Source organism: Pseudomonas sp. MS19, assembly GCF_013277615.1.
Taxonomy (GTDB): domain Bacteria; phylum Pseudomonadota; class Gammaproteobacteria; order Pseudomonadales; family Pseudomonadaceae; genus Aquipseudomonas; species Aquipseudomonas marincola.
On record NZ_VBTO01000005.1, the window covers coordinates 577,292 to 591,985 of the forward strand.

Consider the following 14,694-nt stretch of genomic DNA (forward strand, 5'->3'; position numbering starts at 1 on the left):
CTTATTGCGCCCAGCTCGGGGCGCGTTTCTGGACGAATGCCAGGGTTCCTTCGGCACCTTCGGCGCTCACCACCGACTCGGCGAATTGCTCTGCTGCCGCATCCAGCAACTCACTCAGCGGCTCCTGCTCGGTGCGCAGCAGCAAGGCTTTGGTTGCCGCATTGGCGGCCGGTGCGCAACGTTGAATATTCGCCAGTGTTGCCGCCAAACGCTGTTCCAATGCCGCGTTGTCGGGTTCGCTGAAATGCACCAGACCCAGGCTGACGGCTTCTTCGCCGCCGAACCGGGCGGCTGTCAGGGCCAGCCGGCGCGCTTGCGTCAGGCCGATACGCTTGGCCACAAACGGGGCGATTTGCGCGGGCAGGATTCCCAGTGTGGTTTCGGGCAAGCCGAACTTAGCAGCGTGGCAGGCAATGGCGATGTCCGAGACGCACGCCAAGCCGAAACCCCCGCCGAGTACCGCGCCTTCGAGCACGGCAATCACCACCTGTGGCAACTGCTGGGCTTCTTCAAGCATGCTGCCGAACGCCCGGTTCAGCTCGCGGTAGGCATTTACGCCAACGCTGCGTGCTGCCGCCATGTCCTTGATATCGCCACCGGCGCAGAAATGTCCGTCTGCGCCGCGAATTACCACCGCGCGTATTGCAGTCTGCTGGCGCAGCAGACTGAACACCTCGCGCAACTCGGTGACCATTTCCAGACTCATGGAGTTGCGGCTGGCGGGGCGGTTAAGGGTAATGCGCAGGCTGAAGTCGCAGACCTCAAGCAACAGCGTGTTGGTACTCGGCAGCTTCATGGGCGTTCCTTTGACAGAGGGGTTTGCCGTGATTGAGTCATCATCGACTCAAGCCTTCTTCTTGCCGGGCAAAATACCCATCAGCTTGCAGATGATGCCGAGCATGATTTCGTCGGCGCCGCCGCCAATCGAAACCAGACGCACGTCGCGATAGGCGCGCGACACCGGGTTGTCCCACATGAAACCCATGCCGCCCCAATATTGCAGGCAGCTGTCGGTCACTTCACGGCCCAGGCGGCCGGCCTTGAGCTTGGCCATCGATGCCAGCTTGGTGACATCCTTGCCGCTCACATACAGCTCTGTGGCGTGGTAGACGAGGGCGCGCAGGGCTTCGATTTCAGAGGCCAGTTCGGCCATGCGAAAGTGAATGACCTGATTGTCGATCAAAGGATTGCCGAAGGTTTTGCGCTCTTTGCAGTACTCGATGGTGGCGTCTACGCAGTGCTCCAGCCCCTTGATCATGTTGGCCGCACCGAACAGGCGTTCCTCCTGAAACTGCAGCATCTGCATCATGAAGCCCGCGCCTTCGTGGCCGATGCGATAGCGCTGCGGTACACGTACCTCATCAAAGAACACCTGAGCGGTTTCCGAGCTGCGCATGCCCAGTTTGTCGAGGTGCGGGCTCAGGGAAATACCCGGCGTATTCATCGGCACCATGATCAGCGACTTGTTGACGTGTGGCTTGTCGTCCGAAGTGTTGGCCAGCAGGCAGATAAAGTCGGCGCTCGGCGAGTTGGTGATCCACATCTTGCTGCCATTGATCACATAGTCGTCGCCGTCCTTGCGTGCGGTGGTTTTCAAACCGGCAACATCGGAGCCTGCGCCCACTTCGGAGACACCAATACAGCCGACCATGTCGCCGCTGATGGCCGGGCGCAAAAACTCGTCACGCAGCTCGTCCGAGCCAAAGCGGGCGAGGGCGGGCGTGCACATGTCGGTCTGCACGCCAAATGCCATCGGGATGCCGCCGCAGTGAATGGTGCCGAACTCTTCAGAGGCAACAATCGAGTAGCTGTAATCGAGGCCCATGCCGCCAAATTTTTCCGGTTTGGAAATACCCAGCAAGCCAAGATCACCGGCTTTTTTGAAGATTTCCTTGATCGGGAAACGCCCGTCCTTTTCCCACTCCTCAACGTGCGGGTTGATTTCCTTGTCGACGAAGTTGCGTACGGTGCGGCGCAGTTCCTGATGTTCTTGAGTGAAGATCATTTTTTATTATTCTCCGGATCAGAGGCGGGCGACGCCAAAGGTGTTGGATTTGAGCGGGCGCACCTGCGCTTCGGCGCAGATATCCAGCAAGAAACTCAAAAGGGTGCGGGTGTCGCGTGGGTCGATCAGGCCGTCATCCCACAAACTGGCGGTGCCGAACAAGGCTGTAGACTGGCTGTCGAGCTTTTGCGCGGTGACCTGTTCCAGCATGTCGAGCATCTTCGGATCTGCTTCCTTGCCGTCCTTGGCGTGTTTGGCTTCGGTGACAATGCGCAGCACCTTGCCGGCCTGCGCGCCGCCCATGACCGCGGTTTTGCAGTTGGGCCAGCCAAAGATAAAGCGCGGATCAAGACCGCGGCCGCACATCGCGTAGTTACCGGCGCCGTACGAGCCACCGACGACAAGCGTCAGCTTGGGCACCGTGGCGTTGGCGACAGCCTGGATCATTTTCGAGCCGTGCTTGATCACCCCGAGCTGCTCGGATTCGCTGCCAACCATGAACCCTGTGGTGTTCTGCAAGAACAACAGCGGCGTGTTGCTTTGCTCGCACAGCTGGATGAACTGCGCGGCCTTGCTAGCGCCTTGCGGGGTAATCGGGCCGTTATTGCCAATCACGCCACAGGGCTGGCCGGCGATGCTCAGGTGGCCGCAAATGGTCTGATTATCGTAGTTGTGCTTGAAGTCGAGAAACTCCGAGCCATCGGCAATGCGCGCAATAATCTCGCGCACGTCGTAGGGCTTCTTGGCATCGGATGGGACTACGCCCAGCAGCTCTTCTGGCGGATACAGCGGCTCGCGATAGGTGCGTTGCGGGCGCACCGGCAATTGCTGGTTCCACGGCAACATGGCCATGATCTCGCGGGTAATGCGCAAGCCGTCGGCGTCGCTTTCAGCCAGATACTCGGCCGTGCCCGCTACCTCGGCGTGCATCTGCGCACCACCAAGTTCCTCGTCGGTGGCAATCTCGCCGGTGGCGGCCTTGAGCAGCGGCGGGCCGGCCAGAAACATCTTGGCCTTGCCGCGAATAACCACCACGTAGTCAGACAACCCCGGCTGATACGCACCGCCCGCCGTGCTGGAACCGTGCACGACGGTGATCTGCGGCAACCCCATCGCGGACATCCGCGCCTGATTGGCAAAGCCCCGCGCGCCTTCGATGAAAATCTCGGCGGCATAATTGAGGTTGGCGCCGCCGCTTTCGGTGAGGGCGACTACCGGCAGTTTGTTTTCCATCGCGATCTGCTGCAAACGCAGGGTTTTCTTCAGGCCGGTTGGCGAAATGGTGCCGCCTTTGATCGCGCTGTTGCTGGCCGTGATCAGGCAGCGGATGCCGGCGATATAACCAATCCCGGAGATAATCCCGCCGCCTGCCTGGCTGCCATCTTTATCGTCATGCAGTTTATAGCCGGCCAGAGAGGCCAGCTCGAGAAACGGCGCGCCCGGATCAAGCAGCAGATTGAGCCGCTCACGGGGCAGCAACTGGCCGCGCTTTTCGAACTTGGCCTTGGCCTCGCAGGCTTTCTCCAGGCAATTGCGTTCGACTTCGCGAAAGCTCGCAATGGCGCTGAGCATGGCCTCGCGATTGCTCGCAAAGTCTTCGCTGTGCGGGTCTATTTCGGACTGGATCACCGGCATCGGTTATTCCCCTTTGAGAACGTCAGGCATATAGGCGCGATGGAAGCCATTGAACGGCTGGCTTTGCCCTGCTTTGGCTTTGCTCAGCGGGAACGCCCGGCCGCCCTGGCTGGCGGCGCCGTCGATGCGCACGGTGGTGCCGCTGATGAATGAGGCGCCCGGGCTTAGCAGGAAGACGATCGCCGCCGAAACCTCAGATTCAGTGCCGATGCGCTTTAGCGGAACATGCTCGCGCAGCAGCGGAATCGCCGCCTTGAAGGCGCCGTCGTAGGTGTCCATGCCGCTGGAAGCAATCCAGCCCGGCGCGACGGCATTCACCCGCACGCCTGCATGCGCCCACTCGAAGGCGGCGGTTTTGGTGAAGTTTTCCATGCCAGCCCGTGCCGCGCCCGAATGGCCCATGCCGGGCATGCCGCCCCACATGTCGGCAAGCATGTTGACGATGCTGCCGCCGGTTTTATTCATGCTCTGATTGAACACCTCACGGGCCACCAGAAAACCGCCGACCAGATTGGTCTTAACCACGGCCTCGAAGCCTTTGAGGGTGATTGAAGCCAGTGGCGCCGGGTATTGGCCACCGGCATTGTTGACCAGATGATGGATGGCGCCGTGCTCGGCGATTGTCGCCGCGACCATTGCCTTGACCGACTCCTCATCGCGAATGTCGCAGGTGTGCAAGCTGACGCTGCCACCGTCCTGACTGATCTCGCCTGCGGTCTTTTCAAGCTTTTCAAGGTTGCGCCCGACCAACACCACATGTGCGCCGAGCGCCGCCAGTTCATGCGCGGTGCAGCGCCCGATGCCACTGCCGCCACCGGTAACCATGATGGTTTGCCCGGCGAACAACCCTGCTGAGAAGATTGATTGATAACTCATGCTGACAAATGTCCTGTGTTTTGCGCGCGACAAGCTGCGAGCGGGCAACGGGTTAATCGGAAATTGGCAGGGCTTGGCTTTAAGCCAGCTCAGCGGCCAGTTCTGCTGGCACCGGTATTGGAATCTCCAGCAGTTGCTGGGCAAACGCCTTGCCTTGCGGGTCTATCCGCAGGCTGGCAACACCGCCGCCACCGAGGCTGTTTTCAAGCAGGAAATTCAAGCTATGGGTGCCAGGTAAATACCAGCGCGACACTTTGCTGTGCGGGCTGTCGAGTACATGCGAGAACCATTGAGCCACGGCTTCCGGGGTGAGAGCAGCCGCTATCCATGCCAGGTATTCGGGCTTTCTGGCCATGACACCAATATTGCTGTGGTCGCCCTTGTCGCCGGAGCGGGCGACGGCCAGACGCACCAGTGGCACGCGTGTAGTGCCGGTTTCGTTAGGCAACGGCGCAGTGGCTGGCGTTGCTGGCTGGGCGGGCGTTGCGCGGTCTGGCAGCTGCACGGTGTGCTGCTGATCGCCGATGGCCACGTGCAGTTGGCACAGGCTTTTATCGGTCAGGAAGGAGAACAGACGGATCACCGGATACACCGTCGGGCGGCCCCCGACAATCCCGGTCAGGCCTGGCGCCATACCGGTGGCGGCTTGGGCAATCTCACGCGAAAACAACACCAGCGCCTCTTTCTTGGCGTGACGCACACCGATCTTTATTACCACCTCACGCGTATCGTCACGCAGTGCATGGCTGCCATACGTGGCTTCGCTGCCGAGCAATTCGATGCACACCTGTGAATAGTCGCCCCAACCGCGCTCGGCGAACATTTCGCTGGTCTTGTCGATAATTGCCTGACTGACCCGCTGGGCTTTCTTGACCGCATCAATGCCTGCCATCAGGCAGCTGGCGGTGCAGCGGAAGCCGTCTGGATAGGTCGCGCTGACTTTATATTGGTCCGTCGGCGGCAGACCTTTGGCGCCACGCACGGACACCACGTTCTCGGCTGTTTGCTCAAGCGTGACCTGCGAGAAGTCGCAGATGACATCAGGCAGTAAGTAGGCCTGTGGATCGCCGATTTCATAGAGCATCTGCTCGCCGACTGTCCAGGGCGTCACCAGCCCGCCGCTGCCTTGAGGTTTGCTAACGGTGAAATCGCCATTGGCGGCGACCTCGACCACAGGGAAGCCGATGTGGGCGTAATCAGGCACGCTTTGCCAGTCGGTGAAATTGCCACCGGTGCACTGCGCGCCGCATTCAATGATGTGGCCAGCCAGGGCGGCTTGGGCGAGTTTGTCGTAAGCGTCCCAAGGCCAATTGAATTCATGCACCAGCGCGGCGCTGACTACGGCGCTATCGACCACACGGCCGGTGATGACGATGTCTGCGCCATGCTTTAGCGCCTCAACAATTCCCGGCGCGCCCAGATAGGCGTTGATTGATACGCAGAACGGCGGTAAAGGCTCGCCGCTGAACATCTCGCGAACATCACTGTTACGCAGTTCGCTGTGTTTGGGTTGCAGGTTGTCGCCATGCACAACGGCAATTTTCAGCTCGACCCCGGCTTTTTCGCATGCCGCTGCCAGCGCTTGCGCACAGGCTTGTGGATTAACCCCGCCAGCATTACTGATGACCTTGATCTGTTTGGTCGCCAGTATTGGCAGCAGCGGCTCGAGCACCTCGACAAAATCTCGCGCGTAGCCAGCGTCGGGCTGCTTCATGCGTGCGCCGGCCATGATCGACATGGTCACCTCGGCCAGGTAATCGAAAACCAGATAATCCAGTTCGCTACCGTTGACCAACTGCGCAGCGGCGGTGGAGGTGTCCCCCCAAAATGCCGAGGCACAGCCAATGCGGATGGTTTTACTCATGCTCAGGCCCCTGAAACAATTGCGCTAAAAATTGCTGGTTGACGCTGGCGTCTTCAGCTTTGTTGTTATTGCCAGCGGATTTGCGGGTGCAGATACCGGCTGTGCGTTAGCGTTTTGCAATGGTTTCAACACTACCAAGCAAGCGCTTGGTTGAAAAGTCTTTGTGCGCAAATTTCAGAAAATTTAGCCAAGCGCTTGCTTGGTGGGCCTGCGCAGAATAAATTCCTGCCTTACAACTGTTGGGCTGAGAAGGCGCTGCAGGTCATGCAGCAGTGAGCCGGTGGAGAGAATGTCGCGTGAATGAACAACAAGCCCATGCAGTTATGCAGCAATTGGTCGCCAGTGGTCAGGTCACAGACCCTGAAAGTGCTCGCGGTAAATTGCTGCAAATGGCTGCGCATCTGTTTCGCAGCAAGGGTTTTGATCGCACCACAGTGCGTGATCTGGCGGGCGCTGTAGGGATTCAATCAGGAAGTATCTTTCATCACTTCAAGAGCAAGGATGAGATTCTGCGCTCGGTGATGGAGGAAACCATTCGTTATAACACCGCCTTGATGCGCGATGCGTTGGGGCAGGCCGCGAGCACCCGTGAACGCATGCTGGCGCTGATTCGTTGCGAGTTGCAGTCGATTATGGGCGGCACCGGCGAGGCGATGGCAGTGCTTGTGTATGAGTGGCGTTCGCTATCGGACGATGGCCAGCAGTTTATTCTGGCCTTGCGCGACGAGTACGAGCAGATCTGGCTCGATGTGCTCGAAGAGGCGCGCGTGCAGGGCGAGTTCAGTGGCGACCCGTTCATCATCCGCCGTTTTCTTACCGGCGCGCTGAGCTGGACCAACACCTGGTTCCGTTCAGAAGGCCCGATGAGCCTCGATCAGTTAGCCGAACAAGCGCTTACCCTGGTGATTAAACCGGCGTAAGCCTCGCTTATGGCGCAGTGCTGAAATAGCGCTCGAGCAACAACGGATCATCGAAATGCGCACGGCCGATAAAGGCTGTCGCATGCCGGCCCCATTGGCGCATGCTGCCTGGCGCGTGTACGCCGGATGGCCAGAGTACCCAGCGCTCCAGTCGTTCAGTGCCGCTGATTAAGCCGTCCGGTTGATAGAGGCTCTTAGTGCCTTGGCCGTGGTCAAGCTGGCGCAGCTGATCCAGCGAGGCTTGCTGATAGATGATCGGCACGCTGGCGCTGGTTCGCTGGTCCACCCAGACCAGCGCATGCTCTCTGGCGCTTAACCACAATGTCGCGGGCTTGCTGGCGTCAACAGCCACCAACCGATGTGGACGGCTTTCTTCATCCTGCGCTTGGCTGAAGCGTAGGGCAGAGCTTTGCGGCACAAAGAAACTGTGCCAGCAGCCACAGGGGTGAATGCTGTCGTACAACAAGGCAGCGCCTTGATCATCAAGGGTGACGCGCCAGATCAGCCCGTCGAGATCGCCGCCGAGCATGTCCAGCGGATTGGATTTGGGGCGCTCGCGGAACCACATCTGGTAGATCAGTTGCAGATGCCAGCGACCGTCAATCCGGCTCCAGCCCGTATGCTGATAAATCACCGGCAACGGGCTGAACTGGCGCTCGCCTTGCGCATTGAAACGCGGTTGACCGATACGATCCGCCGGGCTTGCTTGTTCAACATTTATCAGCGGCGCGTGCCTGGCAAATAGCGCCTGCAATTGCTCAGCGTCAACTTGCGGCAAGCCCAGTGCGTCAAGCGAGAACTTTATCGGCAGCGCTGAAGTATCTGTGGCCACTGGCTGGTAATTCAGCCAGCGGGCAGAGTCTTGCGGCGCGGTAGTGGTGGCGGCCTCCGCTTGCCACTGGGCAATACCTTTGCGGTACAACGGTTTGAGCAGAGGGTAGAGGCCCAATGCGCGCGCCCAGTGCGAATAGTCATCGGCAACTGCGCTGGCGTTGCGCAGTTGATCCAGCGCCGATGGATCGCTCAAAAGCTGTTGAATCTGATTGTTGCGGCAGGCATTCAATTGCGCTTGGAAGGCCGGATTATCCAGACCGTTGCGCGCAGAGGCGGGCAGGTTGCGTTGCTCAATGGCACTGGCGGCGATGTCGTTGGCGGCCAGTCGTTGCAGCCACAGCCGCTGTTGCTCCGGGCTTATGGCCTCACTTGCGAGTAGCGCATCGAGGCGACTGCTGCGCAGGCCGTAAAAGCCTCTAATCTGCGCAAACTGGCCATCGCGAGTGGCCTGCGTGAGCTGATCGCGCGTGGCAAACAGTTGCTCGCAGGATTGTTCGGACGAGACAGGTTGCTGGCTGCAGCCAGCCCCTGTCAGCAGCAACAGTGACGTGAGCGCGATGCGCAGGCTGGCAGGCGTTATTGCCAGAAACGCTGCGCATTGGCCGGGCTGCGTAGAAACCAAGATGCGCTCAGGCGTCGCGCTGGTCCTTGGCATCTTGTTCGGCATTACGCTCGTGTATCCGTTTCAGTTGCTCTTCATCGAGTGGCAGGGGTTTGGCGGTGTCACGCAACACCATCAAACCGCCAACAATGGAGCCGAGCACCACGATGATTAACAGCCAGATATACCAAGGCATACAGAAACTCCCTTTAGGCTTGAGTCTGCAGCTTACTCCGGCGCTGGCGGGCTGTCAGGTTGTTCGCATGTGCAAGTTGCAGCAAGCGCGCCTCAGGAACTGATTTTCAGCTGGTTGCTGTCATCCTTGAGTGACACGCCGGAGAGTTGCAGGCGCAGCGACTCGCGGGCCAGATAGTCCAGTTTCAGCGCGGCCTGCGCATACGGCAAGCCTTCGGGGCGCACGTTGGAGATGCAGTTGCGTTGGCTGTCCATGCTGCCGTGCGCAGGTTGATAGGTCAGATAAATGCCTAAACTGTCGGGCGAACTCAGGCCGGGCCGCTCACCAATTAACACGATCAACAGACGCGCGCGTAAAGCCACGGCAATGCCATCGCCAATTGCAACGCGGCCTTGTTCGGCGATGACCACGGGCGTGTTGGCCCAGTCGGTGCTGAATCGTTCGCGAAAGGCCTTGAGCAACGGCAGCGAATGACGCTGGGCGGCAATCGAGGACAGGCCATCGCAGATGACTACAGCCAGTTCGGGTGCGGGCAGCGCGTGTTCCAGATAAATGCGGCTTTCATCGTGTAGCTGCCGGCCGTAATCAGGGCGCAGCAAATAGGTTTGGCGATCCTGCGCATTGCTGTGCACGTGCAAGGTGCGAAAGCCTTCGGCATGCAATTCGTGCTTGAGGTGGGTGAAGTCCAGTGGCCGGTGCACTGCATCGCGCGCCTGCGCATGGGCCAGGCCAAATTTGAGTACTTCGCGGGTCGGCAGGCTTGAGCCGACACGGCCCAGCGCGATGCGGGCATTGGTGTGGCTGCGCAGTTCATCCCACGGATTGGCCTGAATCAGGGTTTTATCGTCATTGTGCATGCGTACAACTCCTCAGGCGGCACCGGAAATAAAGGGCAATTGCTTGAGCAGGTGATGGCCGCGGCCAATTTCGCGCAGCTGGCCGGTAGTGTCGGTAATAGCCATTTTGGCCAGCCATGCATCGAACTCGGGGGCGCGTTTGAGGCCGAGCACGCTGCGCAGATACAGGGCGTCGTGGAACGAGGTGCTCTGGTAGTTGAGCATGATGTCGTCCGCGCCGGGAATGCCCATGATGAAGTTGATTCCTGCCGCGCCAAACAGCGTCAGCAAGGTGTCCATGTCGTCCTGGTCGGCTTCGGCGTGATTGGTGTAACAGACGTCGCAGCCCATCGGCAGGCCCAGCAATTTGCCGCAGAAATGATCTTCAAGTCCGGCGCGGATGATCTGTTTGCCGTCGTACAGGTATTCCGGGCCGATAAAGCCGACCACCGTGTTGACCAGTAATGGCTTGAACTCACGGGCCACGGCATAGGCACGTGCCTCGCAGGTTTGCTGGTCGACATCGTGGTGGCCGCCTGCCGAGAGCGCGCTGCCCTGGCCGGTTTCAAAGTACATGAGGTTGTTGCCCACTGTGCCGCGCTTGAGCGACTGCGCCGCGTCGTGGGCTTCACGCAATAGCGCCAGATTCACGCCGAAACTGCTGTTGGTTTTTTCGGTGCCGGCGATGGACTGGAACACCAGATCTATTGGCGCCCCGGCCTCAATCGCCTGTATCTGGGTGGTGACATGGGTGAGTACGCAACTCTGCATGGGGATATCGAAGTGCTCGCGCACCTCATCGAGCATTTGCCACAGGCGCATCAGCGTCGATAACGAGTCGCTGGCAGGATTGATGCCGACCGTGGCATCGCCCGAGCCGTAGAGCAGGCCGTCGAGCAGGCTGGCTGCAATGCCGCGCACATCGTCGGTGGGATGATTGGGTTGCAGGCGCACCGACAGATGACCGGGCAAACCGATGGTGTTGCGAAACGCAGTGACCACGCGGCATTTTTTGGCCACCAGAATCAAATCCTGATTGCGCATCAGCTTGCTCACGGCAGCGGCCATTTCCGGGGTAATGCCGGCAGCAACAGCGGCCAATGCCTGGCTGTCGGTGCTGTCGAGCAGCAGCCAGTCGCGTAAGTCGCCGACGGTAAGATGGCTGATCGGGGCAAACGCGGCCTTGTCGTGAGTGTCGATGATCAGGCGGCTGACCTCGTCCAGCTCATAAGGAATCAGCGCCTCCTGCAAGAACTGCTTGAGCGGCACATCGGCGAGGATGATTTTCGCCGCCATGCGTTCCTCGTACGTGGCCGCAGCCAGACCTGCCAGATAATCCCCGGAGCGCGCCGGGCTCGCCTTGGCGAGTAAGGTCTTGAGGTCGGCAAAACGGTATTGCAGCGCACCTACAGCGGTTTGATAAAGCAAAGCCTGCACTCCAATTGCGAGCGGTTGCGGCTGTAGTGTCTGCCAGCAACCGGCGTAATCAATAGCGCGCCGATGTTGGGGCGCCGCGTTGTTGCAATTACCTGCAGCCAGCATGCCACAGCGCTGCAAGCCAGCGATTGCCTGCCTGCTGCAGTTAAGGCGCAGGTTGAAATCGGTGTTAGTGCTGCGTGCTGGTGCGCGTCGTGCAGCAGCAGTGCATGGCGCCACAGGTAAATGGCGTTCATGCCTACGCTACGCCCGGAGCAGGGCGGTTGGCGAGCACAATCAATTAGAGAGGATGCAGAGAGGCGGACGTGGCGGCGAATAGCAGGGCGCTATTCGCCGTCAGTAATTAACGGCGTACTTGCTTGAGGGTTTCCGCGATCATGAAGGCCAGCTCCAGCGACTGGTCGGCATTCATGCGTGGGTCACAGTGGGTGTGATAACGGTCAGACAGGCCGGCTTCGGTGACAGGGCGCGAGCCGCCGATGCATTCGGTGACGTTCTGTCCGGTCATCTCGATGTGGATGCCACCCGCGTAGCTGCCTTCAGCCTGATGCACGGCGAAGAACTGTTTGACTTCAGCCAGAATCTGCGCGAAATCACGGGTCTTGTAGCCGTTGGACGCCTTGATAGTGTTGCCGTGCATCGGGTCGCAACTCCACAGCACCTGGCGGCCTTCACCCTGAACCGTCTGGATCAGGCGCGGCAGACCTTCTTCAACCTTGCCGGCACCCATGCGCACGATGAGGTTGAGGCGGCCCGGGTCGTTATCCGGGTTGAGAATGTCGATCAAGCGGATCAGCTCTTCGCTGTTCATGCTTGGGCCAACCTTGACCCCGATCGGGTTTTGCACGCCGCGCAAAAACTCGACATGCGCGCCGTCGAGCTGGCGCGTGCGGTCGCCGATCCAGAGCATGTGCGCGGAACAGGCGTAGTCACGCCCCGTCAGGCTGTCGGTGCGTACAAAGGCTTGCTCGTAGTTGAGCAGCAAGGCTTCGTGAGCGGTGAAGAAGCTGGTCTCGCGAACTTGCGATGAGCCATCCATGCCGCAAGCGCGCATGAAGGCGAGGGTTTCATCGATGCGGCTGGCAAGTGCGCTGTACTTCTCTGCCAGCGAGGCGTTGGCGATGAAGTCGAGGTTCCACTGGTGCACCTCATGCAGGTCGGCAAAACCGCCCTGAGCAAAGGCGCGCAGCAGGTTCAGCGAGGCCGTGGACTGGTGATAGGCCTGCAGCAAACGCTCCGGGTCTGGCACACGGCTGGCGGCGTCGAAGTTGATGCCATTGACGATATCGCCGCGGTAAGCGGGCAGGGTAACGCCGTCGAGGGTTTCGTCATTGGCGGAGCGCGGCTTGGCGAACTGGCCCGCCATACGCCCGACTTTGACCACCGGGCAACCGGCCGCGAAGGTCATAACGATGGCCATTTGCAGCAGCACTTTGAACGTGTCGCGGATCTTGCCGGCGCTGAACTCGGCAAAGCTTTCGGCGCAGTCGCCACCTTGCAGCAGAAATGCGCGACCCTGAGTGACCTCGGCAAACTGGCGACGCAGCTCACGGGCTTCGCCTGCAAATACCAGTGGTGGATAGCCCGCCAGCGTTTGTTCGACGCTGGCCAGTTTGGCGGCGTCCGGGTATTGCGGCTGTTGCTGGATGGGTTTGCTTCTCCAGCTGGTAGGGCTCCAGGGTTGCGACATGGTGGCTCTCGGCTCTTCAGTTTGGGCAGACCTGAATGGTAACCGATTGGCATAAGGCTTCAAAAGCATCGCTTTGATAGGCGGACTATATCGACGGTCGTGCTGCACCGGCCGTTGGTTGTAGCAATCAGTAAACAATTGCCTGTGCCAGCAAAGCGCTCAAGCTTGCCCCTCGCCGAGCGCCTGTGCTCGAATGCCCAATCTTCTGCGTTCCCTCGGTTTGCCCTGAATGCCCGGCCGCCTGTTCACCCAGAAATTGCTTCGCGCGCTGAGCCTGGCTTTTTTAACAGTCTGGCTTTGGCAGACCAGTGCCTTGCTCACCGGTATTGAAGCGCCTGTAAGCCTGCACAGTGGCGCCGCTAAAGGCGCGGTGACGTTAAGCTGCATGCTCTGCACCGCCGAGAATCAGGCATCCGCCACAGCCGATCATGCGCACGAGCCGCCATCGCTGGTGAGCGGCTTGCTGCTGCCAGCACAGCCAGGCACTGCACTGCCTGACAGCAAACGGGTCGTGGGTGAGCCGCTACGACCGGTTTATCACATCGAGCGCCCGCCACGGTTCTTGTTGCCGAGTTAACCCTTGGCCGCTTTGCGGCTCCGGACTTGTGCAATTAAGGATCAATCTATGCAATCGTTTTCCCTTTCGCAGGGCGCGGCGTCATGAGCGCGTCCGACACAAGCGCTCACGCGTTCAGTAGCTGGTGCCTGTTGCTTGCAGCCTGGCTGCTGGCGCTGGTGGCCACATTGAGTGCGCTGTTTATTGGCGAGGTCATGGGGCAGGCGCCCTGTAATCTGTGCTGGTTTCAGCGCGCATTCATGTTCCCGCTGGTGATTATTCTGGCAGTGGCCAGCTATCGCTCGGATTTCGCCGTGTGGCGTTATGCGCTGCCCGTTGCGAGCGTTGGCGGGCTTATCGCGCTGTATCACAGCCTGCTCTATGTCGGCGTGTTCGGCGAAAGCATCCAGCCCTGTGGCGCGGGTGGTTCGTGTTCCGGCAGCAACATGACTATTTTCGGCGTTGTGCCGTTACCCGTTCTTTCGCTGATTATTTTTAGCCTGATCAGCGCACTTCTTTTGATTATTTCCCGGAGATCCAGTCAATGAGCAAACGTTTAACTGTGCTCGTCATCGCGATCGTTGTGCTGCTCGGTTTTGCCGGCGCGGCGATTTTCTACAACTCAACTAAAGCGCCAGAACCCAGCACGGCAGAGGTTCCGAAATCGAGTTCGCTGGTGCGTTTTCACTCACCGGTAATTGGTGTTGCCAACGCACCGGTGACGATTGTCGAGTTCTTCGACCCGTCGTGCGAGGCGTGCCGGGCGTTCTTTCCGCTGGTGAAAAAGCTGATGGCTGACAACCCCGACGATGTGCGCCTGGTCCTGCGTTATGTGCTGTTCCATGACGGTTCGGAAACCGCCGCGCGAATTCTCGAGACCGCGCGCAAGCAGGGCATTTATGCGCAGGTTTTAGAGGCCGTAATGGCGGCGCAGCCGCAGTGGCATGATGACCCGCAAGTGTTGCAGGCGTGGGCCGCCGCAGAGCGTGCCGGGCTTGATCTCGAGAAGGCACATGCCGAGTTGATGTCCGCAGACATCAGCGCAACGCTGGAGAAGGATGCTGCCGATGCCAAGGCTATTGGCATCCGTCAGACGCCAACGTTCTTTGTCAATGGTCAGCCGCTGGAGAGTTTTGGCGCCAAGCAGCTGATTGATCTGGTCAACCAACAAGTGGCGCAAGCCAAGTAGGCTGACCCAATTCCCGCACCTTCAGGCGCACTGCCTGCAGGTGCGGTTTAGTTGC

Annotated in this window: 14 protein-coding genes; 4 read left to right on the forward strand and 10 right to left on the reverse strand. The window is 59.7% G+C overall.

Going from position 1 to position 14,694, the window contains the following annotated elements; genetic code table 11:
* Position 1: 1 nt before the first annotated feature.
* The 5 genes from FEZ62_RS05075 to FEZ62_RS05095 all read right to left on the reverse strand — a co-directional run bounded on the left by FEZ62_RS05075 (position 2) and on the right by FEZ62_RS05095 (position 6,380).
* Entirely contained in the window at positions 2 to 796 is a 795-nt protein-coding gene (locus tag FEZ62_RS05075; protein ID WP_172927023.1) for an enoyl-CoA hydratase/isomerase family protein, read from the reverse strand.
* Positions 797 to 844: 48 nt separating this feature from the next.
* Entirely contained in the window at positions 845 to 2,005 is a 1,161-nt protein-coding gene (atuD, locus tag FEZ62_RS05080; protein ID WP_069899870.1) for a citronellyl-CoA dehydrogenase, read from the reverse strand.
* A gap of 18 nt (positions 2,006 to 2,023) precedes the next feature.
* On the reverse strand, positions 2,024 to 3,640 hold the full coding sequence (gene atuC / locus FEZ62_RS05085; protein ID WP_069899869.1) for a geranyl-CoA carboxylase subunit beta: 1,617 nt from the start codon (positions 3,638 to 3,640) through the stop codon (positions 2,024 to 2,026).
* Positions 3,641 to 3,643: 3 nt separating this feature from the next.
* Complete coding sequence (locus FEZ62_RS05090) at positions 3,644 to 4,516, reverse strand: SDR family oxidoreductase (protein ID WP_172927024.1); 873 nt, start codon at positions 4,514 to 4,516, stop codon at positions 3,644 to 3,646.
* Between the two features lie 79 nt (positions 4,517 to 4,595).
* A complete protein-coding gene (locus tag FEZ62_RS05095; protein ID WP_172927025.1) occupies positions 4,596 to 6,380 on the reverse strand; it encodes an acyclic terpene utilization AtuA family protein in 1,785 nt (594 codons plus the stop codon).
* A 296-nt stretch (positions 6,381 to 6,676) separates the two neighbouring features.
* Between FEZ62_RS05095 and FEZ62_RS05100 the strand changes: the two genes are divergently transcribed.
* Positions 6,677 to 7,300 carry a TetR/AcrR family transcriptional regulator gene (locus FEZ62_RS05100; protein ID WP_069899866.1) on the forward strand — a complete coding sequence of 208 codons (624 nt, stop codon included), beginning with the start codon at positions 6,677 to 6,679 and terminating at the stop codon, positions 7,298 to 7,300.
* A gap of 7 nt (positions 7,301 to 7,307) precedes the next feature.
* Here the strand turns inward: FEZ62_RS05100 and FEZ62_RS05105 are convergent, their stop codons facing one another.
* The 5 genes from FEZ62_RS05105 to FEZ62_RS05125 all read right to left on the reverse strand — a co-directional run bounded on the left by FEZ62_RS05105 (position 7,308) and on the right by FEZ62_RS05125 (position 12,894).
* Positions 7,308 to 8,756 (reverse strand): hypothetical protein, encoded by a 1,449-nt coding sequence (locus FEZ62_RS05105; protein WP_172927026.1) that lies wholly within the window; start codon positions 8,754 to 8,756, stop codon positions 7,308 to 7,310.
* 7 nt (positions 8,757 to 8,763) lie between these two features.
* On the reverse strand, positions 8,764 to 8,931 hold the full coding sequence (locus FEZ62_RS05110) for a DUF2897 family protein (RefSeq protein ID WP_069899864.1): 168 nt from the start codon (positions 8,929 to 8,931) through the stop codon (positions 8,764 to 8,766).
* Positions 8,932 to 9,023: 92 nt separating this feature from the next.
* A complete protein-coding gene (eutC, locus tag FEZ62_RS05115; RefSeq protein WP_069899863.1) occupies positions 9,024 to 9,788 on the reverse strand; it encodes an ethanolamine ammonia-lyase subunit EutC in 765 nt (254 codons plus the stop codon).
* Between the two features lie 12 nt (positions 9,789 to 9,800).
* A complete protein-coding gene (locus tag FEZ62_RS05120; protein ID WP_172927027.1) occupies positions 9,801 to 11,195 on the reverse strand; it encodes an ethanolamine ammonia-lyase subunit EutB in 1,395 nt (464 codons plus the stop codon).
* A gap of 352 nt (positions 11,196 to 11,547) precedes the next feature.
* Positions 11,548 to 12,894: a 3-deoxy-7-phosphoheptulonate synthase class II gene (locus FEZ62_RS05125; RefSeq protein ID WP_069899862.1), complete on the reverse strand. Its 1,347-nt coding sequence runs from the start codon at positions 12,892 to 12,894 to the stop codon at positions 11,548 to 11,550.
* A 229-nt stretch (positions 12,895 to 13,123) separates the two neighbouring features.
* Here FEZ62_RS05125 and FEZ62_RS05130 point away from each other — a divergent pair, with 229 nt between their 5' ends.
* From FEZ62_RS05130 to FEZ62_RS05140, 3 genes are all read left to right on the forward strand, one after another.
* On the forward strand, positions 13,124 to 13,471 hold the full coding sequence (locus FEZ62_RS05130; protein WP_172927028.1) for a hypothetical protein: 348 nt from the start codon (positions 13,124 to 13,126) through the stop codon (positions 13,469 to 13,471).
* A gap of 83 nt (positions 13,472 to 13,554) precedes the next feature.
* Positions 13,555 to 13,998, forward strand: a complete 444-nt coding sequence (locus tag FEZ62_RS05135) for a disulfide bond formation protein B (protein WP_172927029.1) — start codon at positions 13,555 to 13,557, stop codon at positions 13,996 to 13,998.
* Positions 13,995 to 14,639, forward strand: coding sequence for a thioredoxin domain-containing protein (locus FEZ62_RS05140; protein ID WP_172927030.1), 645 nt, complete (start codon positions 13,995 to 13,997; stop codon positions 14,637 to 14,639). The genes FEZ62_RS05135 and FEZ62_RS05140 overlap by 4 nt, the downstream gene beginning before the upstream one ends.
* The last annotated feature ends 55 nt before the right edge of the window (positions 14,640 to 14,694 follow it).

Coding starts and splice junctions, on each gene's coding strand:
- FEZ62_RS05075 (WP_172927023.1), bottom strand. CDS start 796: ATGAAGCTGCCGAGTACCAACACGCTGTTGCTTGAGGTCTGCGACTTC.
- atuD (WP_069899870.1), bottom strand. CDS start 2,005: ATGATCTTCACTCAAGAACATCAGGAACTGCGCCGCACCGTACGCAAC.
- atuC (WP_069899869.1), bottom strand. CDS start 3,640: ATGCCGGTGATCCAGTCCGAAATAGACCCGCACAGCGAAGACTTTGCG.
- FEZ62_RS05090 (WP_172927024.1), bottom strand. CDS start 4,516: ATGAGTTATCAATCAATCTTCTCAGCAGGGTTGTTCGCCGGGCAAACC.
- FEZ62_RS05095 (WP_172927025.1), bottom strand. CDS start 6,380: ATGAGTAAAACCATCCGCATTGGCTGTGCCTCGGCATTTTGGGGGGAC.
- FEZ62_RS05110 (WP_069899864.1), bottom strand. CDS start 8,931: ATGCCTTGGTATATCTGGCTGTTAATCATCGTGGTGCTCGGCTCCATT.
- eutC (WP_069899863.1), bottom strand. CDS start 9,788: ATGCACAATGACGATAAAACCCTGATTCAGGCCAATCCGTGGGATGAA.
- FEZ62_RS05125 (WP_069899862.1), bottom strand. CDS start 12,894: ATGTCGCAACCCTGGAGCCCTACCAGCTGGAGAAGCAAACCCATCCAG.
- FEZ62_RS05130 (WP_172927028.1), top strand. CDS start 13,124: ATGCCCGGCCGCCTGTTCACCCAGAAATTGCTTCGCGCGCTGAGCCTG.
- FEZ62_RS05135 (WP_172927029.1), top strand. CDS start 13,555: ATGAGCGCGTCCGACACAAGCGCTCACGCGTTCAGTAGCTGGTGCCTG.
- FEZ62_RS05140 (WP_172927030.1), top strand. CDS start 13,995: ATGAGCAAACGTTTAACTGTGCTCGTCATCGCGATCGTTGTGCTGCTC.